Origin of the sequence: Acidipropionibacterium jensenii DSM 20535, from assembly GCF_000425285.1 — a bacterium.
Classification (GTDB): Bacteria; Actinomycetota; Actinomycetes; order Propionibacteriales; family Propionibacteriaceae; genus Acidipropionibacterium; species Acidipropionibacterium jensenii.
This window is the reverse complement of record NZ_AUDD01000007.1, coordinates 77764-102812: the sequence shown is the minus strand read 5'-3', so window position 1 is coordinate 102812 and position 25049 is coordinate 77764. Positions and strand designations below refer to the sequence as shown.

At 69.7% G+C, this 25049-nt stretch carries 19 protein-coding genes; 7 read left to right on the top strand and 12 right to left on the bottom strand.

The window, feature by feature from the left end; genetic code table 11:
* Positions 1–59 precede the first annotated feature (59 nt).
* The 4 genes from H590_RS0106300 to H590_RS15275 all read left to right on the top strand — a co-directional run bounded on the left by H590_RS0106300 (position 60) and on the right by H590_RS15275 (position 5320).
* A complete protein-coding gene (locus H590_RS0106300) occupies positions 60–875 on the top strand; it encodes a purine-nucleoside phosphorylase (RefSeq protein ID WP_028702893.1) in 816 nt (271 codons plus the stop codon).
* A 44-nt stretch (positions 876–919) separates the two neighbouring features.
* A complete protein-coding gene (locus H590_RS0106295; protein ID WP_028702892.1) occupies positions 920–2593 on the top strand; it encodes a phospho-sugar mutase in 1674 nt (557 codons plus the stop codon).
* A 67-nt stretch (positions 2594–2660) separates the two neighbouring features.
* A complete protein-coding gene (locus H590_RS17270; protein WP_084149315.1) occupies positions 2661–4544 on the top strand; it encodes a DUF2207 domain-containing protein in 1884 nt (627 codons plus the stop codon).
* Positions 4545–4714: 170 nt separating this feature from the next.
* Positions 4715–5320, top strand: coding sequence for a uridine kinase (locus H590_RS15275; protein WP_414973664.1), 606 nt, complete (start codon positions 4715–4717; stop codon positions 5318–5320).
* Between the two features lie 19 nt (positions 5321–5339).
* Here H590_RS15275 and metG read toward each other — a convergent pair whose 3' ends face one another.
* From metG to H590_RS0106235, 10 genes are all read right to left on the bottom strand, one after another.
* The gene (gene metG / locus H590_RS0106280; protein WP_028702890.1) at positions 5340–7130 is read right to left on the bottom strand and encodes a methionine--tRNA ligase; all 1791 of its coding nucleotides are present in this window, start codon (positions 7128–7130) and stop codon (positions 5340–5342) included.
* 36 nt (positions 7131–7166) lie between these two features.
* Positions 7167–8114 carry an RNase H family protein gene (locus tag H590_RS0106275; RefSeq protein WP_028702889.1) on the bottom strand — a complete coding sequence of 316 codons (948 nt, stop codon included), beginning with the start codon at positions 8112–8114 and terminating at the stop codon, positions 7167–7169.
* Positions 8111–8551, bottom strand: coding sequence for a cytidine deaminase (locus tag H590_RS15270; protein WP_036981385.1), 441 nt, complete (start codon positions 8549–8551; stop codon positions 8111–8113). Before H590_RS15270 ends, H590_RS0106275 begins: the two co-directional genes overlap by 4 nt.
* A 38-nt stretch (positions 8552–8589) precedes the next feature.
* The gene (locus tag H590_RS0106265) at positions 8590–9960 is read right to left on the bottom strand and encodes an ABC transporter permease (RefSeq protein WP_028702888.1); all 1371 of its coding nucleotides are present in this window, start codon (positions 9958–9960) and stop codon (positions 8590–8592) included.
* Positions 9957–11288 (bottom strand): ABC transporter permease, encoded by a 1332-nt coding sequence (locus H590_RS0106260; protein ID WP_036981308.1) that lies wholly within the window; start codon positions 11286–11288, stop codon positions 9957–9959. The genes H590_RS0106265 and H590_RS0106260 overlap by 4 nt, the downstream gene beginning before the upstream one ends.
* A complete protein-coding gene (locus H590_RS15265; RefSeq protein ID WP_051238238.1) occupies positions 11275–12897 on the bottom strand; it encodes an ABC transporter ATP-binding protein in 1623 nt (540 codons plus the stop codon). The genes H590_RS0106260 and H590_RS15265 overlap by 14 nt, the downstream gene beginning before the upstream one ends.
* A 129-nt stretch (positions 12898–13026) precedes the next feature.
* On the bottom strand, positions 13027–14139 hold the full coding sequence (locus tag H590_RS0106250) for a BMP family lipoprotein (protein ID WP_161626005.1): 1113 nt from the start codon (positions 14137–14139) through the stop codon (positions 13027–13029).
* A gap of 263 nt (positions 14140–14402) precedes the next feature.
* Positions 14403–15638, bottom strand: a complete 1236-nt coding sequence (locus H590_RS0106245; RefSeq protein WP_028702885.1) for a phosphotransferase — start codon at positions 15636–15638, stop codon at positions 14403–14405.
* Between the two features lie 5 nt (positions 15639–15643).
* Entirely contained in the window at positions 15644–17173 is a 1530-nt protein-coding gene (locus H590_RS15260; RefSeq protein ID WP_084149314.1) for a hemolysin family protein, read from the bottom strand.
* Between the two features lie 336 nt (positions 17174–17509).
* A complete protein-coding gene (locus H590_RS0106235) occupies positions 17510–19753 on the bottom strand; it encodes an NADP-dependent isocitrate dehydrogenase (protein ID WP_028702884.1) in 2244 nt (747 codons plus the stop codon).
* 229 nt (positions 19754–19982) lie between these two features.
* Between H590_RS0106235 and purU the strand changes: the two genes are divergently transcribed.
* A complete protein-coding gene (gene purU / locus H590_RS0106230; RefSeq protein WP_051238255.1) occupies positions 19983–20858 on the top strand; it encodes a formyltetrahydrofolate deformylase in 876 nt (291 codons plus the stop codon).
* 254 nt (positions 20859–21112) lie between these two features.
* A complete protein-coding gene (locus H590_RS0106225) occupies positions 21113–22096 on the top strand; it encodes a malate dehydrogenase (RefSeq protein WP_028702882.1) in 984 nt (327 codons plus the stop codon).
* 147 nt (positions 22097–22243) lie between these two features.
* On the opposite strand, the gene H590_RS0106220 is transcribed toward H590_RS0106225, so the two are convergent.
* Together H590_RS0106220 and H590_RS0106215 are read right to left on the bottom strand one after the other, a co-directional pair.
* Entirely contained in the window at positions 22244–22543 is a 300-nt protein-coding gene (locus H590_RS0106220; RefSeq protein ID WP_232020923.1) for a DUF3017 domain-containing protein, read from the bottom strand.
* Positions 22540–23412 carry a bifunctional methylenetetrahydrofolate dehydrogenase/methenyltetrahydrofolate cyclohydrolase gene (locus H590_RS0106215; protein ID WP_028702880.1) on the bottom strand — a complete coding sequence of 291 codons (873 nt, stop codon included), beginning with the start codon at positions 23410–23412 and terminating at the stop codon, positions 22540–22542. The genes H590_RS0106220 and H590_RS0106215 overlap by 4 nt, the downstream gene beginning before the upstream one ends.
* Positions 23413–23637: 225 nt before the next feature.
* Between H590_RS0106215 and H590_RS15255 the strand changes: the two genes are divergently transcribed.
* The gene (locus H590_RS15255; RefSeq protein WP_161626004.1) at positions 23638–25029 is read left to right on the top strand and encodes an MFS transporter; all 1392 of its coding nucleotides are present in this window, start codon (positions 23638–23640) and stop codon (positions 25027–25029) included.
* The last annotated feature ends 20 nt before the right edge of the window (positions 25030–25049 follow it).

Here is a 25049-nt window from a genome sequence, read left to right as displayed (position 1 = left end):
CCGCCCGCCGGAGAATCGCCGCCCCCGCCCTGTCTCGAGGACGCTCTAGAGTGGCCCTCATGACCTCAGCCGCTGAACCCACCACTCCGAGCTCCCTGGCCGCACAGGCTGCCGACACCATCCGGGCCGCTCTGGGCATCGACGGCGCCGACATCGGCCTGGTGCTGGGATCGGGATGGGCCGCCGGATCCGACCACCTCGGCCAAGAGATCGGCCGGATGCCGCTGTCCTCGATCCCCGGATTCCTCGCACCGGTGGTGGCCGGCCACGGCGGGGACCTCATCGCCACCCGGACCGCCTCCGGGAAGATCGCGATCGTGCTCACCGGCCGCACCCACTTCTACGAGGGCCACGGCGTCGAGCCCGTCGTGCACGGGGTGCGCACCGTCGCGGCCCTCGGCGCCTCGACCATGATCCTCACCAACGGCTGCGGCGGGATCCGCCGGGAGTGGACCCCCGGCACCGTGGTGGCGATCAGCGACCACATCAACCTCACCGGAGCCACCCCGCTGCGCGGGGCGACCTTCATCGACATGACCTCGGTGTGGACGCCGCGGCTCATCGAGCTGGTGCAGCGCATCGACCCGACCATCGCCACCGGCGTCTACGCGCAGTTCCACGGACCCCAGTACGAGACCCCCGCCGAGGTGCGGATGGCCTCGGCCATCGGCGCCGACCTGGTGGGGATGTCCACCGCCCTGGAGGCCATCGCCGCCCGGGAGGCGGGCCTGGACCTGCTGGGTCTGTCGCTGGTGACCAACCTCGCCGCCGGGGTCTCACCCGAGCCCCTGGACCACCAGGAGGTGGTGGCCGCCGGACGGGCTGCCGCGCCGCGGCTGGCGGACCTGCTCGCCGCCCTGGTGGCCCAGCTGTGACCATCCCGGCGCACTCCCCCGCACCCGACCTCAAGGAGTCTCCTGTGACCAGCCTGTCCCTCCAGCGCCGCGCCGAGGTGGACGCCTGGATCGCCCAGGATCCCGATCCCGCCACCCGCTCCCAGCTCACCGAGCTGCGCGACCGCGCGCTGTCGGGGGACCGGGCGGCGACCGAGCAGATCGAGGCCGCCTTCGCGGGTCCGCTGGCCTTCGGGACGGCCGGCCTGAGGGCCGCCCTCGGGCCGGGTCCGGCCCGGATGAACCGGGTGGTCGTCCAGCGCGCGGCCGCCGGGTTCGCGGCATGGCTGCGCGCGCACGGCCACCACGAGGGGCCGGTGATGATCGGCTTCGACGCCCGGCACAACTCCGACGTCTTCGCCCGTGACACCGCCGAGATCATGGCCGGGGCCGGATTCCACGCCCTGCTGGCCGATGCCCCGATCCCGACCCCGGTCACCGCCTTCGGGATCGGCCACTACCACGCGATCGCCGCGGTGATGGTGACCGCATCCCACAACCCGCCCGCCGACAACGGCTACAAGGTCTATCTGGGCGACGGCTCCCAGATCGTGCCCCCGACCGACTCCGAGATCTCCGAGCAGATCTCCCGGATCTCCGCCTCCCCGGTCGATGAGATCCCCCGGGGCGATGACATCGAGATGGTCGGCGACGCCCTGATCGACGCCTATGTGGCCCGTGCCGCATCCCTGATCAGCGACCAGACGCCGCGCCGGTTGAGCTGGGTGTACACGGCGATGCACGGGGTGGGCACCCGGGTGGTGGACCGGCTCATCGGAGCCGCCCACCTGCCCGCCTTCGCCGGTGTCGTCGAACAGCTCGACCCCGACCCCGACTTCCCCACCGTCGCCTTTCCCAACCCCGAGGAGCCCGGCGCCCTCGATCTGTCGATCGCACTGGCCCGCCGGGAGCACGCCGACCTGGTGATCGCCAACGATCCCGACGCCGACCGCTGTGCTGTCGCGGCCGTCATCGACGGGGACTGGCGGATGCTCACCGGCGACGAGCTGGGCACCCTGATCGGCGCCCACCTGCTGGGGCAGGGCGTCGAGGGGGTCTACGCCAACTCGGTGGTCTCCTCGACCTGCCTGGCGAGGATGGCCCGCGCCGCCGGCCAGCCGCACGCCACCACCCTCACCGGATTCAAGTGGATCGGCCGGGTGCCGGGACTGGTCTACGGCTACGAGGAGGCCATCGGCTACTGTTGCGACCCCTCGAAGGTCCCCGACAAGGACGGCATCACCGCCCTGGCAGTGATCTGGCAGCTCGCCGCGCAGCTGCGCCGCGACGGCCTCACGGTCGGCCAGCGACTCGACCAGATCTGGTGCCAGTTCGGTCTGCACCGCACCAGCCAGCTGGCTGTCCGGGTCCAGGACCGCTCACTGATCACCGCGGCGATGGACCGCCTCCGGCAGTCCCCGCCGCACGAGCTGCTGGGTGAGCCCGTGACGGTCCGCGACCTCGACGATCCCGATGCCGACACCGGCCTGCCCCGGCAGAACGCCATCGAGCTCACCGGCGCGCACACCCACGTGGTGGCGCGTCCCTCCGGCACCGAGCCGAAGCTCAAGGTCTACCTCGAGGTCCGGCTGGACGCCGCAACCACGACCGCCGACCTGGCCGCCGCCAAGGACAGACTGGACGCCGACATGGTGCGACTGCGCGCCCAGGCCAGCGAGAGCCTGGGGCTGTCCGACTGAGTCTGCGGCCGACAGCTGGTCCGCCGAGGCGCTGGGGCGGCGGACCAGCTGTCGGTATGGTGGGCGCATGGCACACACTGACGATCCCCTTGTCCCTGGCCCATCACGACCTCGACACGGGCATCGTCTGCTGGCGGCGCTGGCCTGCCTGGTGATGGTGCTGCTGTCCTCGGTGGCCGTTCAGGGCACCACCGTGGCCCGCGCCGACGATGACGACACCCCGCGCAGCTGGTCGATCCCCGAGTACAACCTCGACGCGAATGTGAACCGTGACGGCGACGCCCAGGTCACCCTCGACATGGCCTTCGACTTCGACAACGACAAGGGCCGCGGCCCCTACCTCACCTTCGTCAAGAAGCAGCGCCTCACCGACGACCCGGACCACTGGCGGATGATCGACTACTCCAAGTTCGCGGTGACCAGCCCCTCGGGGGCCAACGCCAATGTGGAGGTGAACGACTCCAGCTCGGCGGTCCAGCTCAAGATCGGACGCAAGGGCAGCACCTACACCGGGATCCAGCGCTACCGGGTGACCTTCACGGTGCACGGACTGATCGCCCCGAAGAGCGCCAGCAGCGGGCTGGACGAGTTCAACTGGCGGGTCTTCGACAACTTCGACGTGCCGATCGACCAGGCGAACGTCAAGATCACCGGACCTGCCGCCGTACAGCGAACCGCCTGCTTCCAGGAGACCCCGTGCACCTCCTCCAAGCAGGGCAGCACCGCCACCTTCCAGGGCCGTGACTTCGCCAAGCGCGATCCCTTCCAGGTGGTCGCCGGCTTCCCGGCCGGAACCTTCAGCGAGAAGGCGGTCGCCCGCGAGACCAAGCGCTACCACGCCGGCAACACCTTCGGACTGGACCCGGCCACCGCCGTCGGCACCGTACTCACCGCCCTGCTGGCCGGCTGGGTCGCGGTGCGCAGCCGCCTCAAGGGCCGCGACCGCGAGTTCGCCGGGGTCGCCCCCGGCATCATCCCGCCCAACGGCGAGGGCCCGGTCCAGGTGCGACGCAAGGATCCCGAGGTGGCGGTGGCCTTCCAGCCGCCGCGCGACGTCTCGCCGGCAGAGGCCGGAACCCTGCTCGACGGGTCGGCCGACACCGAGGACGTCACGGCCGCGATGCTGGACCTGGCGGTCCGCGGGCACCTCACCATCTCCCCGATGGGGGCCGACCGCAAGGGACGCACCAAGGACTGGAGCTTCACCCAGACCCCGCAGAGCGGCGACACGCTGCGCAGCTGGGAGCGCACCTACCTGGACATGTTCTTCGACGGCTCACGGAACGTCACCACCGCCCAGCTGCGCGACCAGCACGACAACAACACCCTCAGCGTGGCGACCGGCAACCTCAACACCGCGGTGAAGACCTACGGCTGGTACGACACCGACCCGATGACCCTGCGGATGAAGTCCCTGGGTGCCGGTCTGGGCATCGCCCTCCTCGGCGTCGTGATCGCCGTCGCGGGCGCCTTCGTGGGCTGGGGTCTGCTGGGCGTCCCGGTGCTGCTCATCGGCATCGTGATGGGCGTCGCGGGGATGATGAGGTCGCCCGGGCGCACCGCGAAGGGCACCGCGGTGCTCGATCAGATCAAGGGCTTCAGGCTGTACCTGACCACCGCCGAGGCCGACCAGATCAAGTTCGAGGAGGGCATCGACGTGTTCTCCCGCTACCTTCCCTGGGCGACCGTCTTCGGGGTGGCCGACCGGTGGGTGAAGATCTTCCAGGATCTGGAGGCGCGCGGCATCTACCACGGCAACTACGGCTGGTACGGCGGCGACTCGATGGCCTTCAACGCCGGCTTCGCCTACGGATTCAGCTCCTCACTCAACGACATGAATGCCGCGATGGCCTCCTCGATGGAGGCGGCCGGCACCTCGTCGACGAGCTCCTCGGGAGGCGGGTTCTCCGGAGGCGGCGGGTTCGGCGGCGGTGGTGGCGGCGGCTGGTGATCCACCCCGCGCGGCCCGGCCGGCACAGTCGGCGCGGGCCATGCGGGGCATTCAGGACATTCGGTGCGGCACGCCGGGAACGCGAGGGCGGGCCACCACAGCGGCCTCACCGGAGGCGTGACGCCGAACCGCTAGAATGACCGGCCGTGGCATCGTGCACCATCGTCCTGCTGGCCGGTCCGTCCGGATCGGGCAAGTCCCGTCTGGCCAGGTTGACCGCGGTCCCGCAGGTCAGGCTGGACGACTTCTACCGCAACGGAGACGACCCCGACCTGCCCCGGGTGCACGGCATGGTCGACTGGGACGACGTCGACTCCTGGGACATGGCAGCAGCGGTGGCCGCCCTCAGCCGGCTGGTGGCCTCCGGTCGCGCGGTCACCCCGCACTACGTCATCTCGGAGAACCGGACCAGGGGCAGCCAGGAGATCTGCACCGCGGGGTCCCCGGCGGTCCTGGCCGAGGGGATCTTCGCCACCGACCTGCTCGCCCCCTGCCGGGCCGCCGGCCTGGCGGTGCTGCCGATCTGGCTGGACCGGCCCCGCGATCTCAACTTCGCCCGCCGTCTGGGTCGCGACCTGCGTCAGCACCGCAAGCAGCCCTCGATCCTGCTCCGGCGGGGACTGGCGCTACGCCAGGATGAGCGGGAGCTGCGCGGTCGCGCCGTGGCGAGGGGATTCCAGCCGATGCGGATGGCGCTGGCCCGCCGCGAGATCGCGTCGCTGGCCCCCGACACCCAGATCTGGGCAGCACCCAGTCTGAGCAACACCCGGATCTGAGGCCGGGGACCGAGGGACCTCAGTCGGTGCTGATCGGCGCCCACTCGGGGCCGGTCTCGGCCAGCTTCGGGTCGATCTTGTGGACGATCGGCGAGGGCTTGGACAGCGGACGCCCCACCGCGATCGGCTCGGAGGCCCAGTGCGCCTTCTCGGCGGCGTAGTCGCCCTGCAGCACCGGGTAGCTGCGACCGTTCTCCTCCACCTCGACCATCTCGGGCATGGCGGCCCAGATGCCCTCCCCGCCCAGGGCCTGGTAGACCTGCTGGCTGGCGTGCGGCAGGAAGGGGGTGAGCAGGGTGTTGCAGTCGCTGACCACCTGGAGGGCGACGTGCAGCACGGTGTCGCGGCGGGCCGAGTCGTCCTTGAGCTTCCAGGGCTCCTGGGCGCTGATGTACGCGTTGGCGAGCCCGACGATCCTCATCGCCTCGGTGATCGCCGCCTTGAACTTGGCGTGGCCGAGCAGCTCCCCCACCGTCTCGAAGGCGCCCCGGGAGGCCTCCAGCAGCTCGGTGTCGTCGTCAGTGAGCTCGCCGGCGGCCGGGATCTGCCCGCAGTTCTTGAAGGCCATCGAGACCGACCGGTTGACCAGGTTGCCCCACTCGTTGGCCAGTTCGAAGTTCACCCGGCGGACGAACTCGTCCCAGGTGAAGTCGGTGTCCTGGTTCTCCGGACCGGCGACCGCGATGAAGTAGCGCAGCGCGTCAGGGCCGAACTCGCGCAGGAAGTCACCGACGAAGATCGTCGCGCCGCGCGAGTTGGAGACCTTCGAGCCGCTCATGGTGAGGAACTCGCTGGAGACGATCTCTGTGGGCAGGTCGAGGTGGCCGAGCTCCTGGGACTGCTCCCCGCCCTTGTCCCCCTCGCCGTCGACGCCGAGCAGGATGCCGGGCCAGATCACCGAGTGGAAGACGATGTTGTCCTTGCCCATGAAGTAGTAGGACTGCTCCTGGCCACCGGTCCAGAAGTCCTTCCAGGCCTCCGGATGACCGCTGCGCCGGGCCCACTCGATGGACGCCGACAGGTATCCGATCACGGCGTCGAACCAGACGTAGATGCTCTTCATCGGGTTGTCCTGCCAGCCCTCCACAGGCACCGGGACGCCCCAGTCGAGGTCACGGGTGATGGGTCGGGGACGCAACTCGTCGAGCAGGTTGTGCGAGAACTTCAGGACATTGGGCCGCCAGTCGGTGCGGGTGTCGATCCACTCGGTCAGCGAGGTCGCCAGGGCCGGCAGATCCAGGAAGAAGTGCTCGGTCTCGCGGAACTCGGGGACCGCCCCGGTGGTCTTGGAGTGCGGATTGACCAGGTCGGTGGCGTCCAGCTGCCGTCCGCAGTGGTCGCACTGGTCGCCGCGGGCGTCGTCATAGCCGCAGAACGGGCAGGTGCCCTCGATGTAGCGGTCGGGCAGGGTGCGCCCGGTACCGGCCTCGAAGGCGGCCAGCTCGGAGTGCTTGACGAGGTAGCCGTTGCTGTGCAGGGTCCGGAAGATCTCCTGGACGACATGGGCGTGGTTGTCGGTCATCGTCTCGGTGTACAGGTCGTAGGACAGCCCCAGCCCCTGCAGATCCTTGGCGATGATGCGGTGGTACTTCTCGGCGCACTGCTGGGCGGTCAGACCCTCCTGGTCCGCCTTCACCGAGATGGCGGTGCCATGGCAGTCGGATCCCGAGACCATCAGCACCCGGTGTCCTGACATGCGCATGAACCGGGCGAAGACGTCTGAGGGAACTCCGAAGCCGGAGACATGGCCGATGTGTCGGGGCCCATTGGCGTAGGGCCACGCGACGGCGGCAAGAATGTTGGCACACATGGGCCCCAGCTTATCGGTCCGGCGCGGGGGCACCGATCAGCGGACCGGGGTCCCCTGGTGGAACCGCATCTGCCAGCCGTGAGCGCCACCGCGCTGCCAGATGGAGGCGCGCAGCACCACCCGCGAACCGCCCCTCTCCCGCCAGCGCAGCAGCACGGTGTCCGGACCCAGGTGCATCAGCCCCAGCACCTCGAACTTCGGCCGGACCTCCAGGGGTTTGAGGCTGGCCAGCATCCGCCCGCGGGTCCACAGCCGGCCGCTGGCGGCGTGCTCGACGAAGTCCGGAGCCATCAACTCCGCCATCCTGGCCGGGTCCGTGCGGATCTCATCGGAGAGGGTGAGCCGCTCCAGCCGGGTCAGCTCGACCAGCAGCTCCTGGTCGGGGGTCAGCGGGGTCTCCGGCAGCGCGAACAGGCCCTCCTGGTCGCTGCGCTGCCCCTGATCGGCGGGCCTCGAGCCGTCCCCGGTGCCTTCGTCGCGGTTCTGGCCCGGGTCGGGCTCCTCGGCGACCGGTCCGTGGCCGGTCATGCCCGGCCCGGCGTCGACCGGGGTGCCGTCGCGGTAGGCGGTCGCGGCCGCCCTGGCCCGGTGGTCGGCGGCCTCGTTCATCCGGTGGCCGGCATGTCCCTTGACCCACTCGAAGGTGACATCGCGGCCGGCCAGCGCCTCGTCGAGCTGTTCGAGCAGGTCCCGGTTGAGGACCGGCTTGCCGTCGCGCTTCTTCCAGCCGCGCTTCTTCCAGCCCGGGATCCACCGGGTGCAGCAGTTGATGGCGTACTGCGAGTCGCACAGCACGGTGAGTGGCTCCTCGGCGTCGGCGACGGCGGTGGAGCGCAGCAGATCGAGGACGGCCATCAACTCTCCCATGTTGTTGGTTCCGCGCGGCCAACCGCCGGCCGCCCAGTGATCGTCGTCGATGTACCAGGCCCAGCCGGCCGGGCCGGGGTTGTCCAGGGAGGAGCCGTCAGCGGCTGCTGTGATCATTCGGGAGTCCCCTCGCGGTGTCCGGTCTCCTCGGCGGCACGTCGGGCGTCGAGGTTGGTGATGTCGAAGGCCTGGGGCAGGACCTGGCTCATCGGGAGCACGCCGAGCGGGGTGTCGACCAGAAGTCCGGCCCCGCCGTGCTCCCAGAGCAGCTGCCGGCAGCGCCCGCAGGCCATGATCGCCGTACCGGAGGAGTCGACGCAGCAGAACGCCACCAACCTCCCGCCACCGCCGGCGACAAGGCTGCTGATCAGCCCGCACTCGGCGCACAGGGTGACGCCGTAGGCGGCGTTCTCGACATTGCAGCCGACCACCAGCCGGCCGTCGTCCACCAGCCCGGCGGCCCCGACTCGGTAGTGGGAGTAGGGGGCGTAGCCGTGCTCGCAGGCGGCCCGCGCCGCCCGGTGCAGCCGCTGCCAGTCGATTCCCTCGCTCATCATCCTCCGCTCTCCCGCCTCGCCGGTGCGGCGATCGGTCACTCCTTGATGAAGGGATCGCCGTCAGCGGCCGGGGCCCGCACCTTACCGACCAGCCCGGCCACCGCGACAATCGTGGCCAGGTAGGGCAGCAGCAGCAGGAACTGGCTGGGCATCGGCGTCCCCAACGGTCCCAGCTCGGTCGACAGCTGGGTGAGGAAGGCGAAGAACAGCGCCATCAGGGCGGCCAGACCCGGCCGCCAGCGGCCCATGATGAGGGCGGCCAGGGCGATGAAGCCGTTGCCGACGGTGATGTCCTTGGAGAAGGAGCCGACGGTGCCGATCGTGAAGTAAGCACCGCCCAGTCCGGCCAGCACGCCGCCGGCCAGAACGGCCGCCCAGCGGATCCCGGCGACCGAGATTCCGACGGTGTCGGCGGCCTGGGGGTGCTCGCCGACCGAACGCACCCGCAGTCCCCAGCGGGTGTGCCACAGCAGCAGGTAGACCAGCGGGATGCAGCACACCGCGACGTAGACGAGGATCGTCTGGTCGAACAGCACCGAGCCGACGAAGGGGATCTTCGACAGCCCTGGGATGGCGATCTGGCCCATGATCGGAGCGGTGTTGTACTTCTCGGTGTCCTGGCCCATCAGCTGGTTGTAGAGGAAGCCGGTGAGGCCGGAGGCGAACAGGTTCACCACGACCCCCATCACCACCTGGTCGACCAGGTACTTCACGGTGAACACCGCGAGCAGGGCCGCCATCGCAACGCCGGCGATCACCGCCGCGATGATGGCCGCGGTGATCGACTGGGTCATCGAGCCGACCAGCGCCGAGGCGAAGGCCGCGGTGAGCATCTGGCCCTCGATGGCGACGTTGACGACCCCGGATCGTTCGCACATCACCCCGCACAGGGCGCCCAGGATGAGCGGGGTGGCCAGGGCGATGGTGCCCTGGAGCTGGCTGGCGACCTGGAAGGGCAGCTCATGGCCGGCCGCCGCCCAGGTGAGGAAACCGACCACGATGGTCACCCCGGCGACCACCGCCGAGGTCCGGGAGATGGCCCGGTGGGAGCGGCCCAGGAAGAACCCGGCCGCGGCCAGTGCGCACAGCAGTCCCGAGACCAGCACGACGGGGACGCCGGAAACCCCCAGGGTGCCCAGCTTGTGGGTCGACAGGGCATCGGCGAAGGAGAAGTGGGCCCGGCCGGTCGTCATGGTGGTCAACCACAGCAGGACGACGGCCATCAGACCGATCAGGACCGAGGTGGACAGCCGGTGGGTGCGCGCCTCCCGGGACTCGATGTGGACCAGTGAGATCTCATCGGCGGCACCGTCCCCGGAACCGTCCGGGACAGGGGGTGCGGCCACCCCGGCGCGCACCGGGTCGGACTCGGCGGGGCGAGGCAGGCGGATCTTGTCGGGGCTCATGCCAGTGCTCCCGTCTTCGGGTCGGACCCGGGCTTGGTGCTGCGTTCCCGTCGTCGGTCATGAGCGGTCTTGAGGAAGGGCAGGATCGTCTTGACCAGCATCGGCGCGGCCACGAACATCACGATGACGGCCTGGATGACGCTCACCAGGTCCAGCGGGGTCTGGGCCAGGGCCTGCATCCGCAGGCCGCCCTGGCTCATCGCCCCCCAGAACAGACCGGCCAGCACCACGCCGAGCGGCCTGGACCGGCCCAGCAGGGCGACCGTGATGGAGTCGAAGCCGATCGATCCGACCAGTCCGATGGACAGCTGGGTGGGGGTCGCTCCCGAGATCGGACCCAGGGCCACCTCCACGCCGGCGAATCCGGCCAGCGCACCGGAGATGATCATCGTCACGGCGATGATCCGGTCGACCTTCATGCCGGCGGTCGCCGAGGCGTTCGGGTTGGCCCCGACGGCCTTGATGTGGAATCCGAGCCTGGTGCGGTCCAGCAGCCACCAGGTGGCCACCGCCAGCAGCAGGGCCAGGAAGAAGCCCAGGTGGAGCTGGGACCCGGCCAGTCTCGGGAAGGTGGCCGCCCAGTCCACCGGCGGGGCGATCGGATCGGTGCGCCCGGGCATCTGGAAGGCGCTGGTGGTGAGCAGCCAGGCCAGCAGGCCGGAGGCGACGTAGTTGAGCATGATGGTGACGATGACCTCATTTGCTCCCGCCTTGGCGCGCAGGACGCCGGCGATGCCGCCCCAGACGGCGCCGCCGAGCAGTCCGGCGATCATCGCCAGGACAAGATGGGGAACCAGCGGGAGGCTGTGGAAGTTGAATCCCACCCACGCCGCGAGGGTGGCCCCGGCGATCGCCTGGCCCTGACCGCCGATGTTGAACAGGCCGGCCTTGAAGGCGAGGCCGATCGCCAGGCCTCCGCAGATCAGCGGGGCCGCCTGGGCGGTGGTGGCGGTGATCGCCGTCCAGGACCCGAAGGCTCCCTGGAACAGCGCCACGTAGGCGCCCGAGACCTTCGCCCAGGAGCTGGTGATGGCGTCGGGGCGGCTGAGGACGTAGGACCACTGCTTGGAGATGTCCGGGTCGGCGACCACCATCACCACCGCGGAGACGATGAAGGCCATCACGAAGGCCGCCACCGTCACCCACAGCTCATTCCACGGGAACCCGCTGCGCGCCCGGCTCTCCTGGGCGGCGACGATCTCGTGGCTGGTGACCGGGGCGTCGGTGGGGACCTTGTCCACCACGGACTGGTCCAGCGGGGCGACCTCCTCGGGGGCCGCGTTCTCAGACCCCTCGGGTCCGGGGTTCGGCGTCTCACTCGTGCTCATCGATGACCTTCTCAACGTGATCGTGCCCGTCAGCATCCTGCCGGGAGGAGGTGGCGCCGTCGAGCGCCTCCTGGTAGCTTGCGCCGGCCATCATGAGGCCGAGGACGTCGCGCGGGGTGCCCGCGGGCACCACCCCGACCACCCTGCCGCGGTACATCACGGCGATCCGGTCGGCCAGCGCCTCGATCTCGTCGAGCTCGGTGGAGACGATGAGCACCGCGGTGCCCTTGTCCCGCTCGGAGACCAGGCGGCTGTGCAGGAACTCGATGGCGCCGACGTCGACGCCGCGGGTCGGCTGGGATGCCACCAACACGCTGAGGTCACGGGACAGCTCGCGGGCCAGCACCACCTTCTGCTGGTTGCCTCCCGACAGGGAGCGCACTGGGAGATTCACCGAGGGGGTCCGGATGTCGAACTCCTCGACCCGGGCGACCGCGTTGTCGTGGATCTGTCCGAGTCTGAGGTTCCCGGCCCGGGCGAAGTCCTCGACATGGTTGAGGACCAGGTTCTGGGCCACCGTGTACTCGCCGACGAAGCCGTCGCGCTGGCGGTCCTCGGGGACGAATCCGAGGCCGGCCCGAATGGTTTGTCCGGGGTCCATCTGGGCGGTGGCCACCCCGTCGATGCGGATCTGCCCGGTGGTGGGACGCACGGTGCCCAGCAGGGCCTGGGCCAGCTCGGTCTGGCCATTGCCCTGGACGCCGGCGATGCACAGGATCTCTCCCCCGGCCACCGACAGCGAGACGTCGTCGACCATCACCGCCCCGGTGTCGTCGGCCACCGTGAGGTGGTCGATCTCCAGTCTGGTGTCCCCGGGGTGCGCCGGCTCCTTGTCGACGACCAGGTTGACGGCCCGTCCGACCATCATCTCGGCAAGCTCCCCCTCGGAGTTCTGGGGTTGGGCCTGGCCGACCACCCGACCGCGACGGATGACGGTGATGTCATCGGCGATCGCCCGGACCTCGTGAAGCTTGTGGGTGATGAAGACGATCGCCCGGCCCTCGTCGCGCAGGGTTCTCATGACCTCCATCAGCTCCTCGATCTCCTGAGGGGTGAGGACGGCGGTCGGCTCGTCGAAGATGAGGAACCGGGCGTCATTGGCCAGCGACTTGAGAATCTCCACGCGCTGCTGGACGCCGACCGGCAGGTTCTCCACCACCGCATCGGGGGCGACGTCCAGGTGGTAGCGGCTCGACAGGTCGCGGACGGTGGCGCGGGCCCGGCGCATGTCGAGCACCCCGGCGCGGGAGGGCTCCCGGCCCAGGATGATGTTCTCGGCGACCGTGAACACGTCGACCAGCATGAAGTGCTGGTGAACCATCCCGATACCGGCCGCCATGGCCTGCTTCGGGTTGTCGAAGTGCTTCTCGACGCCGTCGATGTAGATCGACCCCTCGTCGGACTCCAGGAGTCCGTAGAGGATGTTCATCAGGGTCGACTTGCCCGCCCCGTTCTCCCCCAGCAGGCAGTGGATCCGCCCCGGGACGACGTCGAGGTCGATCTGGTCGTTGGCGGTCAGTCCGCCGAACCGCTTGGAGACTCCGCGCAGGCTGAGCCCCTTGGCCACCGGTGGGGCCGTCGTCGAGTCCTGGGTTGTGACATCTGCCACGGGGAGATCCTTCCACGCTCAGTCGGACCGGCCCCTGACCCGGGAACCGGAGGCGCCATCAGATCACCGGCCGGCCCCGCCTCGTCGACGGGGCCGGCCGGTGATCTGCGGGCTAGTTGCGGTACCTGGTCACTTCTTGGGCTGGGCCGTCGAGGTGATCTTGATCGCGCCCGAGCCGATGTCGGACTTGATCTTGGTCAGATCCGCCTTGAGATCGGCCGGGATCTTGGAGTCGAAGGTGTGGAAGGGAGACAGTCCGGTGCCGCCGTCGGCCAGCGAGCCGACATAGGGTGTGCCGGAGAAGGATCCGTCCTTGGCCGCCTTGATGGCGTCGTAGACCGCCACGTCCATGCCCTTGTACACCGAGGTGATGATGCTGGAGCAGTAGTTCGGCTGGGTGTTGCAGCCGTCGGCGTCGACCCAGATGGCGTTGGCCTTGCCGCCCGAGGACTTCACCACCTGAAGAGCACCGTTACCGGCATTGCCGGCCACCGGCAGGACGATGTCGGCGCCCTGGTTGATGAGGGTCTGGGCGGTCGTCTTGCCACCGGCGACGTTCTGGAAGGGGTTGGGCTGGGGGACGAACAGGCCGTCCTGCTTCTTGGCGTCCCAGCCGAGCACCTGGACCGACTTCTTCTTCTGGGTGTTGTAGTAGTCGACACCCTGGGCGTAGCCGTCCATGAAGATCGTCACGGTGGGGATCTTCATGCCGCCGAAGGTTCCGACCTTGCCGGTCTTGGTGAGGGCGGCCGCGAGGTAGCCGGCCATGAAGGAGGACTCGGCGGTGTTGAAGATCAGCGGCTTGAGGTTCGAGGGAGCGCCCTCGGGCTGGGAGTCGACGATCGCGAAGTCGATGTTGGGGTTGGCCTTGGCGGCAGCCACGGTCGCCTTCTCGAGCAGGAAGCCGACCGAGACGATGATGGTGCACTTGGCGTCGACCATCGACTGGATGTTGACGGCGTAGTCCTTGTCGTCCTTGGACTCCACCTTGGCGGTGTTGATCTTCAGATCGGTGGCGGCCTTCTCGAGGCCGGCCAGAGAGGTCTGGTTGAAGGACTTGTCGGTGAACCCGGCGGAGTCGGAGACGATGCATGCCTTGAAGTCGCCGGAGGCAGGCTTCCCGGAGGCCGACGCGGCCGGGGATGCGCTGCTGCTGGACTGGTCGGGTGCCTGGGCACACGCCGACAGGGTCAGGGCCATGGCCGAGAACACGGCCGAGGCTGCGAGGGCTTTCTTCTTCACGGACTGCCTCCTGGAGCAGGACGAAGATCATGGAGCGGTCGCGTTGACGTCACCGACGCGAGGCGGTCAAAACTGTAGACCACCTGCCGTGCCGACGGTGGCCCAACAGCGGTCGCAGCGGGCAAGCGTGACCATATCGTCACAATCTGATCCGGAGCCGGGTCGGCCGGTCGCTCCGGAGCCGGGGACGGCTGGTTCCCGGGCGGGGTCGGCTGACCCCCGGCCGGGCGAGGGTCGGCTCCGTGCCGAGGTACCCGCGACCCTCAGACGACCTGGCGGACCAGGGCCTCGGCGGCGTCCAGGATCATCACGGTCTCGTGCTCCCAGTGCGGCTCCTGGCTCCGGTAGGGGCCGGTGGCCAGCGAGATGATCACCGCCGCGGCGCGCAGTCTCAGCTCGGTGGGGTCCACCCGTTCGTCGAAGACGGGCACCCAGGTGCGGATGAGGTGGTGCACCCGGCTGGCCTGCTGGGCGTCCATCCGCTGGATGGTCGACAGGTGGGCGACCATGCAGGCCAGGTCGTCGGCCCGCCGGCCGGGGCCGATGGTGTCGACGTCGAGGATCCCGCAGACCCTTCCGTCGGCGACATGGACCTGGCCCTCATGGAAGTCCCCGTGGGTGGCCTCCTCGCCACGGGGGATGGCGGACAGTCCCTGACCGATGGTCTGCGACATCCAGGCCAGCCGGCCGGCCTGGGAGGGCATCGCCGCCGAGACCATCTGGACGTAGTGGTTGACCGCCTCGCTCCACGGCGGGCGACGCTCCAGTGCCGCGACCGAGATCGGCATGGTGTCCAGGACGCCGATGAGATTCGCGGCGGTGCACGGTTCCACGGGGTCGAAGACCGCCCGGGCCAGTGGCCGGCCGGGCAGTTCGGCCAGGATGAGCAGGTTGTCGTCGGTGGTCCCGGCGATCTCCGGGGCCGGGACGCCGGCGTCCAGCAGGATCCGGTGCCGGTGGAGGACGTCGGCGAACAGGGTTCCCCGCAGCACCTTGACGTAGAAGGTGCGGCGCGGGTCGGTGACGTCGACACGCACCACCGCCCGGCGTCGCGGCCGGTAGCCGATCATCCGCAGACTCACCTGCCCCGGGCTCACCGGCCGTCCCACCAGCCCCAGGCTGGTGATGAGCTCGGCCATCCGGTCGGGATAGGCGGCGCGGGCCAGGCCGGGCAGGTCCGGGTCGTTCGGGTAGAGCCAGACCGCGACCTCACGGTCCCCGTCGGCGAAGATCTCGGCATTGCCGTCACTGGTGGCCGGTCCGGAGCTGCGAGCGCTGACCCCCAGCAGTTCGGACCGGGTGCCGTAGGACCAGGTGACGGTGGCCAGGTAGGTCGCGGTGGTGGACAGGCCGGGGTTGGCGTCGACGTGGTCCAGCCGCCAGGAGTCCAGGTGCCCGCCGGCATGGTCGACGGCGGCCCGCAGGAGACTCTCCACGGCAGGGGTGGTGAGCAGCGTCGAGCCGTCCGGGTCGGGTCCCGGGACAAGATGGCCAGTCATGGGTCTCACCTCCCCGTCGGATCGGGCCCGGTTCCTTCTCCTTCTATTCTGCCCGCCGTCGCCGTCTCCGAGGGGCTGTGGGCGACAGTGCGTGCGGACGCAGTGCCTCCCTCGGCAGGAGGTGTCGTGACTCGAGTCGTGGCATGAGTCTCCGTGACCGGGGCTGCCGTGACCGGGGTTGCCGGCTCTGCGGCCGGCTCGTCGAGGTGACGCATGTCCAGCCATGCCGCACGCCGGCCGTCCACCCCGGTGACCGTCATCTCGATATTGGCCGCCGTGTCGGTCGGGGCGGGCTGCTCGGAGGTCTGCGGAGCATCGACCTCGGTAAGGTGGACGCGGATCTTGGCGCCCTTGACCGGCACCTTCCCGTACCGTGACATGAAGTAGCCGGCCACCGTGTCGTAGGGCCCCTCGGGCAGCACCAGGCCGGTCCGGTCGGCGAAGGCCTCCAGCGTCATCAGGCCGTCGATGTCGCGCATCCTCACGTGCATGGCGTCGGAGGGGGCCACCGTGTCGTACTCGTCGGTGATCTCACCGACGAGTTCCTCGACGAGATCCTCCAGGGTGACGATTCCCGCGGTGCCGCCGTACTCGTCGAGAACCACCGCCAGATGGGAGCGACCACGGCGCATCGCCGAGAGCGCCTTGAGGGCCTTGACCGAGTCCGGCAGCGAGCGCACCGGGCGGACCAGCTGGATCACCTTGGAGTGACGCTGTGCCGGATCCAGCGCGAGAAGGTCTCGGACGTGGACGAAACCGGCGATCCGGTCCACCGATCCGTCGGTGACCGGGTAGCGCGAGTGGGACCCCTCCCTCACCAGGCTGGCCGCCTGGGCCGCAGACATGTCCCCGGCCAGGAACTCGACCTCGGTGCGCGGCACCATCACCTCGCGCAGGGAGCGCTCCCCGGCGTGGAACACCTCGTCGAGGATGCGTCTCTCCTCGGGACCCAGGGAGGCCGAGGAGACCACCATCGAGCGCAGCTCCTCCTCGGTGATCTCCTCGCGATCCGCACTCGGATCACCGCCCAGCACCCGCACCAGGGCATCGGTGGAGACCCCCAGGAACCAGATGATCGGCCGGAAGACCTTCGAGATGGCGTTGGTCAGCGGTCCCAGCACCAGCGAGAACCCCTCGGCCCGCTGCATCGCCAGCCTCTTCGCGGTGAGCTCGCCCAGCACGATCGACACATAGGAGATGACGATCGTGGTGAGGATCAGGGAGAGCGTGGAGGCCACCGCGGCCGGGACCCCCCAGCGCACGAAGACCGGGTCGAGGTGCCGGGCGAGGGTGGCTCCGCCGAAGGCCGAGGCGAGGAATCCCGACAGGGTGACGCCGATCTGGACAGAGGAGAGGAACCGGTTCGGGTCGGCGACCAGATCGGCGATGGCCCGGCCACGGGTCCCCCGGGTGGCGGCGAGCTGTTGAACCTGTGACTGGCGCAGGGTGACCAGGGCCATCTCGGCGGCGGAGAACACCCCGCCGACGATCACGAAGACCAGGACCAGGATGACATTGCTGACGATCTCAGACATCCGCCCGTCCCCTCAGAACCGTGCCCACGGCAGTCTCGTCGAGGGCCCCGGATGCGACCCCGCCACACTCAGTCCGGCAGCGCCGGGACACCGCGAGTCCCTCGCTCGTCCCGGGGCAGGAGGCCCCGCGAGGGTGCACTCCACGGCTCGGCGGAGCCCACCGCCCCGCTCCCCCGCCGTCCGAGGTGTCCCGCTGACCGCTGCCTGATCGTCCCACGGCCCCAAGACTATGGACCACCGACGAGTCCGACCAAGGTCGGCGCCCTCCGGGGTGGTGCGCTCCCCCGGACCGGCGAAGTGCGCCACCCCGGAGGCCGGGGTGCCCGGGGTCTCGGATCAGTCGGCCTGATCTCCGCTCAGGGTGCGGTTGAGGACGCCGTCGACGACGGCGTTGAAGGTCTCGCTGGGCCGCATCGCGGCCCGCGCGCGGTCGTCATCCATCCGGTAGTAGCCGCCCAGATCCACCGGATGGCCCTGGACCGCCAGGAGCTCGGCGAGGATCGAGTCGGTGTGGTTGTCCAGGGACTCGGCGGTGCGCCCGAAGCGGCCGGCGAGCCGGGCGTCGTCGAGCTGGGTGGCCAGCGCCTGGGCCCAGTACAGGGCCAGGTAGAACTGCGACCCGCGGTTGTCGATCTGGCCCAGCCGCCGGGCCGGGGAGCGGTCGTTCTCGAGATAGGCGCCGATCGCGGTGTCCAGGGTCTTGGCCAGGACCGCCGCTCGGGTGCCCTCGGTGGTCCGCCCGATGTGGTCGAGGCAGGCCTGCAGGGCACAGAACTCGCCCAGCGAGTCCCAGCGCAGGTAGTCCTCGGCGATGAACTGGGCGACGTGCTTGGGGGCCGAGCCGCCGGCCCCGGTCTCGAAGAGGCCGCCACCGGCCAGCAGCGGGACGATCGACAGCATCTTCGCGCTGGTGCCGATCTCCAGGATCGGGAACAGATCGGTGAGGTAGTCGCGCAGCACATTGCCGGTCACCGAGATGGTGTCCTCGCCGCGCCGGACCCGTTCCAGGGTGTACTTCATGGCGTCGGCCGGGGGCAGGATCCGGATCTCCAGGCCGGTGGTGTCGTGCTCGGGCAGGTAGGCCTTCACCTTCTCGATGACCAGCCTGTCGTGGGCCCGGTCGCCGTCCAGCCAGAACACCGCGGGAGCCCCGGTGATGCGCGCCCGGTCGACGGCCAGTCGCACCCAGTCGCGCACCGGGATGTCGCGGACCCGGCTCATCCGCCAGATGTCTCCGGCGGCCACCGGCTGGCTGACCCGCACCTCGTCACCGGAGCGGACCTCCACCCGGCCGGGTCGATCGAGGATGAAGGTGGTGGCGTGGGAGCCGTACTCCTCGGCCTTCTGGGCCATCAGGCCGACATTGGGGACGTCTCCCATGGTGGCGGGGTCCAGGGCGCCGTTGGCCCGGCAGTCGTCCATGATCGCGGCGTAGATGGTGGCGTAGCTGCGGTCGGGGATGACCGCGAGGGTCTGCTGCTGCTCGCCGCGCGCGTTCCACATGCAGCCGGAGTCGCGGACCACGGTGGGCATCGAGGCGTCGATGATGACGTTGTTGCCGGCGTGCAGGTTGCTGATGCCCTTGTCGGAGTCGACCATGGCGAGCGCCGGACGGGCCGCGAAGGCTGCGTCGATGGCCTGGCGGACCGCCTCGGCGCGGTCCTGCGGGAGGGTGTCGACCTTGGCGAGAAGATCGGCCAGACCGAGATCGGGGTTGACCCCGACGGTGGCCAGGTCCTCTCCGAAGCGGTCGAAGACGTCGGCCAGGAAGGTCCGCACCGCGTGGCCGAACAGCACCGGGTCGGAGACCTTCATCATGGTGGCCTTGAGATGGACCGACCACAGCAGGTCCTCCTCCTTGGCCTGCTGGAGGGTCTTCTCGTAGAACTCGTCGAGGGCGGCCACCGACAGGTAGGTGGCGTCGACGATCTCCCCGTCGAGGACCTCCAGGCCGTCGGCCAGCACGGTCCGGGTGCCGTCGTCGCCGACGTGGACGATGCTCAGCGTCTCCCCGCCGGAGACGAAGGAGGTCTCGTGGCCGTAGAAGTCGTCATCGGCCATGTGTGCGACACGGGCCCTGTTGTCGGGGGTCCAGGGCCCCAGGCGGTGCGGGTGGGCCTTGGCGTAGGCCTTCACGGCGGCCGGCGCCCGGCGGTCGGAGTTGCCCTGGCGCAGCACCGGGTTGACGGCCGATCCCAGCACACTCGCGTACCGGGCGGCGATCTGACGCGAGGCGTCGTCGTCGGGATGCTCGGGCAGATCGGGGATGTCGAACCCCTGGGACTGCAGCTCGGCGATGGCGGCCTTGAGCTGGGGAACGGATGCCGAGATGTTGGGCAGTTTGATGATGCACGCGGTGGGGTCGGCGGTGAGGGCGCCGAGTTCGGCCAGGTGGTCGGGAACCTGCTGATCGGCGTCGAGTCGCTCGGGGAACTGGGCGAGGATCCGGGAGGCCAGCGAGATGTCGCTGGTGGTGACCTCGACACCGGAGTCGTGGAGGAATCCCTGCACGATCGGCAGCAGCGAGTAGGACGCCAGCGCCGGCGCCTCGTCGATCCTGGTCCAGACAATGGTGGCCATAGGTGATGCTCCTTGCAGTCGTGGGTCGGTCGAGGGCCGATCAGACTCCGCGTCGACGGTCGTCGTGGCGGCTCGGACGGGATGCGGTCTCCACCACCGGCCCAGCGACACCAGCGGTCCGTCCCGGGCCTCAGGCTACCCGTGCGACGCCGCCCGGCGGGGAGTCGTCGTCCATCAGCTGGGATCGGGCACTCTTGTCGGACCGCCGCCAGACGATACGGTGTGGGCCGTGACCAACCCCCTCCCCCTCACCCGTCGCAGCGATGACGAACTCGTCGTGACCTGGCAGTGCCCCGACCGGCCCGGCATCGTCCATGCCGTCACCGGAGCCTGTGTCAGCGCCGGCGGCAATCTCACCGAGCTCCAGCAGTTCTCCAGCACCGACACGGGTCGCTTCTTCATGCGCCTGCAGGTTCGCGACATGACCTCGGCCGAGGATCTCACCGCGGCCCTGCGCGGCATCGCACCGGCCTTCGACGCCACGGTCAGCGTGGACCACCTGGGCCGACCGCTGCGCACCCTGGTGCTGGCCTCCAAGGCGCCCCACTGCCTGTCCCATCTGCTGTTCAACCGGCAGGCCGGCCGGCTTCCCCTGGACGTCGTGGCGGTGATGGCCAATCACCCGGACCTGGCAGACCTGGCCGCCTTCTACGGCGTGGACTTCGAGCACCGCCAGATCACCAGGGAGACCAAGGCCGAGTTCGAGAAGGAGGTCCTGGACACCGTGCGGGACCGCCGTGTCGAACTGGTCGTGCTGGCCCGCTACATGCAGATCCTGTCCCCCGAGCTGTGCGAGGCGCTGGCCGGCCGGTGCATCAACATCCACCACTCCTTCCTGCCCGGGTTCAAGGGGGCCAGTCCCTACCGTCAGGCCCACGAGCGCGGGGTCAAGCTGATCGGCGCCACCGCCCACTTCGTCACCGACAATCTCGACGAGGGCCCGATCATCGAGCAGAACGTCCAGCGCGTGGACCACTCGCAGACCGTCGCGCAGCTCACCGCGATCGGTCAGGACACCGAGTCGACGACTCTGGCGGAGGCGGTGCGGCTGTTCTGCGAGCACCGGACCTTCGTGGACGGTCGGCGCACGGTGATCTTCCGGTAGCAGGGATCTTCCGGTAGCAGGGATCTCAGACAGCGGGGATCTCCGGCAGCAGGGGTCCTCGGGCCGGCATCTCCGGTGCGGTGAGGGGCCGGCACGAAGGCTCGGTGACCGGCCGCGGACAGCGCCCGCGCGGGCCCCGGCAAGGGCGGCCGTCCGACCCTGCGGTGAGCCGAGGGGCCGCCGCCGGGTGGCATTCGTGCCACTACTAGAGTGAGTCTCACATCGTGTCACAGAGGACTTATAGGAGACTTTCGATGAGCACTGCTCCCGTCAAGATCGCCGTCACCGGCGCTGCCGGCCAGATCTGTTACAGCCTGTTGTTCCGCATCGCCAGCGGCTCACTGCTGGGTTCCACGCCGATCGAGCTGCGTCTGCTCGAGATCACCCCGGCGCTGAAGGCCTTGGAGGGCGTCGTCATGGAGCTTGACGACTGCGCATTCCCGAACCTGGTCAATGTTGAGATCGGCGATGACCCCAAGAAGGTCTTCGACGGCGTCAACGCCGCCTTCCTGGTCGGCGCCATGCCCCGCAAGGCCGGCATGGAGCGTTCCGACCTGCTGAGCAAGAACGGCGCGATCTTCACCGCTCAGGGCAAGGCCCTCAACGAGGTCGCCGCCGACGACGTCAAGGTCCTGGTGACCGGCAACCCGGCCAACACCAACGCGCTGATCGCCTGCACCAACGCCACCGACATCCCGAACGACCACTTCGCCGCTCTGACCCGCCTCGACCACAACCGCGCCAAGACGCAGCTGGCCAAGAAGGTCGGCGCCAGCGTCGCCGATGTCAAGCACATGACCATCTGGGGCAACCACTCCTCCACCCAGTACCCCGACGTCTTCCACGCCGAGGTCGCAGGCAAGAGCGCTGCCGACCTGGTGGACGAGGCCTGGGTCGAGAACGACTTCATCCCGACCGTCGCCAAGCGCGGCGCGGCCATCATCGCTGCTCGCGGTTCCTCCTCGGCGGCCTCGGCCGCCAACGCCACCGTCGAGTGCATGCACGACTGGCTGGGCACCACCGCCAAGGGCGACTGGGTCTCGATGGCCGTTCCCTCTGACGGCTCCTACGGGGTTCCCGAGGGAGTCATCTCCTCCTTCCCCGTCACCGTCACCGACGGCAAGGTCGAGATCGTCCAGGGCCTCGACATCGACGCCTTCTCGCGCGCCAAGATCGATGCCTCGATCGCCGAGCTCGAGGACGAGCGCAAGGCCGTCACCGAGCTGGGTCTCATCTGAGTCCCACCTCTCCTGACCTCTCGGGGAGCCGACCTCGGTCGGCTCCCCGAGTTGCGTCCGGAGGTCTCCGCACTGAATCGCGGACGCAGCGTTTTGCGCCCGGCATGTCCCGGAGACCGGCCCCGACAGCCCCCGGGGACAGCCCGATCAGGACGGCTGGGAGTGGGGCACCACCATCACCAGGACGGCCACCGCCACCGCCGATGTCAGCAGGATGAGGCAGTCGACCCACTTGGCGCGCACCACGAGCTGACCGGCCCACCGGGCCGGGAGGAACAGCCTCATCAGGCCCGCCGCCAGCACCGACAGGGCGAAGACCATCGCCCCCTTGCGCCAGTGGCCGGTGTAGATGACGGCCGAACAGACCACCACCCCGGCCAGGCAGGTCAGCAGGGCCCAGGGCGAGGAGGTCTGGGGGTCCCGCGCCACCTGCGGCCTGACGGTCACGAGCCCGCCGGCCTCTGCGCGGCGAGCTGCTCGGCCCGGTCCACGACATTGGACAGCAGCATCGCGCGGGTCATCGGGCCGACCCCGCCGGGGTTCGGGGAGACCCAGGCGGCCTTCTCCCAGACATCGACGGCGAAGTCGCCCAGGATCTTGCCCTCGGGGGACCGCGAGACGCCGACATCGACGAGCACCGCCCCCTCCCGGATCATCGAGGCGTCGATGAGGCCGGGAACCCCGGCCGCACCCACCACGATGTCGGCGGAGCGGGTGTGGCTGGCGAGGTCCCGGGTCCCGGTGTGGCACAGGGTGACGGTGCAGTTCTCGGTGCGGCGGGTCAGCAGCAGGCCCAGCGGGCGGCCGACCGTCGTCCCGCGGCCGACCACGCAGACCTCCTTGCCGGGCAGCTCGATGCCGTGTCGGCTGAGCAGCTCGACGATGCCGCGCGGGGTGCAGGGCAGCGGGGCGGGCTGGTTGAGCACCAGGTAGCCCAGCGAGACCGGCGCCAGACCGTCGGCGTCCTTCAATGGGTCGATGAGACCGAGGGCCCAGTTCTGGTCGATGTGGCGCGGCAGCGGCAGCTGGACGATGTAGCCGGTGCAGGCCGGATCCTCGTTGAGCCGGTGGATGTGCTCCTCAAGGGATTCGGCGGTGACATCTGCCGGCAGGTCGACGCGGATGGACTCGATCCCCACCTGGGCGCAGTCGCGGTGCTTGCCGCGGACGTACTGGTGGGAGGCCGGGTCATCACCGACGAGGACCGTTCCCAGGCCCGGGACGATCCCGTGCGCCCGCAACGCCGTCACCCTCTCGGCCAGCTCGGCCTTGATCTGAGCGGCGGTCGCCTTGCCGTCGAGCCTCTGTGCAGTCATCGCTCTCCTCGCCCATCGGATTGTCTGCAGGTCCGGGTCGGGACACCGACCGGGCCATCACCGGGTCCCATCCTGTCATGCCGGCGTCCCGGTGGCCCGCCACCCGTGCCGCATCCGGCCCGCCGCTCTGCTCCCACACCTGCGAAACCTCCGGGGCACCCGGGGGAGGATCTATCATCGGCTGCGCGAGGTGTGCCTCCTCCCCGCCGCGGAGAGGATCCAATGGTGCCAGTCGCGACATCTCCCGAAATGCACAGCGCGAGGGCTCGCGCCGTCACCACGGCCGCGTTGGCGGGCGGACTGCTGCTGGTGGAGCTGCTGACGGGAGTTCAGACCTACCTGTCGCAGACCGTGATGCCCCTGATGGCGGCCGACCTGAGTGCCCGCTCGCTCTACGGAGTGGTCACGGCCACCGGAGCGGTGGCGAGCTTCGCGGGCCTGCCACTGGGAGTGGGCCTGGCGGGCCGGTTCAAGATCCCGAAACTGCTGATGGCCTTCACCGTGCTCATCTGCGCCGGGGCGACACTGTGCGCAGTCGCTCCGAGCATCTGGTGGTTCCTGGCAGGCACCGCCATCCGCGGATTCGCGGCCGGTTGCATCGCCACGGTGTCGATGGGTGCGGTCGTCACCGGGCTTGAGGGACGGGTGCGCCAGATCACCCTGGCCGCGATGTCTGCCATGTGGGTCATCTCGGCGCTGTTCGGCCCGGCCTATGCCGCCTGGATCTCCCATGCCCTGAGCTGGCGATGGGCCATGGTGGTGTACCTGCCGGTGCTGCTCGCCGCCCGCGCGATCGTGGCGCGCCACCTCCCCGACCGCGAACCCTCCCGGGACAGCCGGATCAGTTGGTCGAACGCCGTCCTGCTGGCGGTGGCGATGGCCTGCATCGCCGCCCCGATCGACTCGCGGTGGCTGCGTGTCGTGCTGCTGGCCGTCGGCGTCGCGCTGCTCTCGGTGGCGACCCACCGGGTGCTGCCGGACGGGACCTTCCGGATGAGATCGCGACGGCAGGCGGTGATCGCCTTCATGTTCGGGCTGTGCGGGCTCTACTTCGCCGCCGACTCGGTGGTCGCGATCGTCGCCCATGACGTGTTCGGCGGCGGTGCCCGCGACATCGGGATCGTGCTCATGGCCGGAGGCCTCGGATGGGCTCTGATCGGCCTGTTCTGCGGCTGGAGACCGGCCTCCGACATCGCCGCCTATCGACGCCGCGCAGGTCTGGGAGTGGCGGTTCTCTCCCTGGGTGTCGTGGTGATGGCCTGTGCCTCCACCCGATGGCTCGGCATCGGCCCGATCGCGATTCTCGCGGTGGGATGGACCCTGGCAGGCATCGGAATGGGCCTCTGCTACGTCGACACCCTCAATGTGCTCTTCACGCCGCCAGAAGAGCCTGACGGGTTGACCGACCTGGACGTCAGCAATGCCGCTGTGATGGCCGAGTCGATCTCCGGCACCCTCACCATGACTGCGGCGACCACCTTCCTGGCCACCGGCATCGGCGGCGCAGCGACCACGGGTGCACGATCGATCCTCCTGTTCGGCGTCATCGCCGCAGCGGTGACGGTCCTGGTCATCCCTCTGTTAAGAATCCGCGCGGATGAATCGGTCCAGCCGTGAGGCCGGGGAACAGGCAGAAC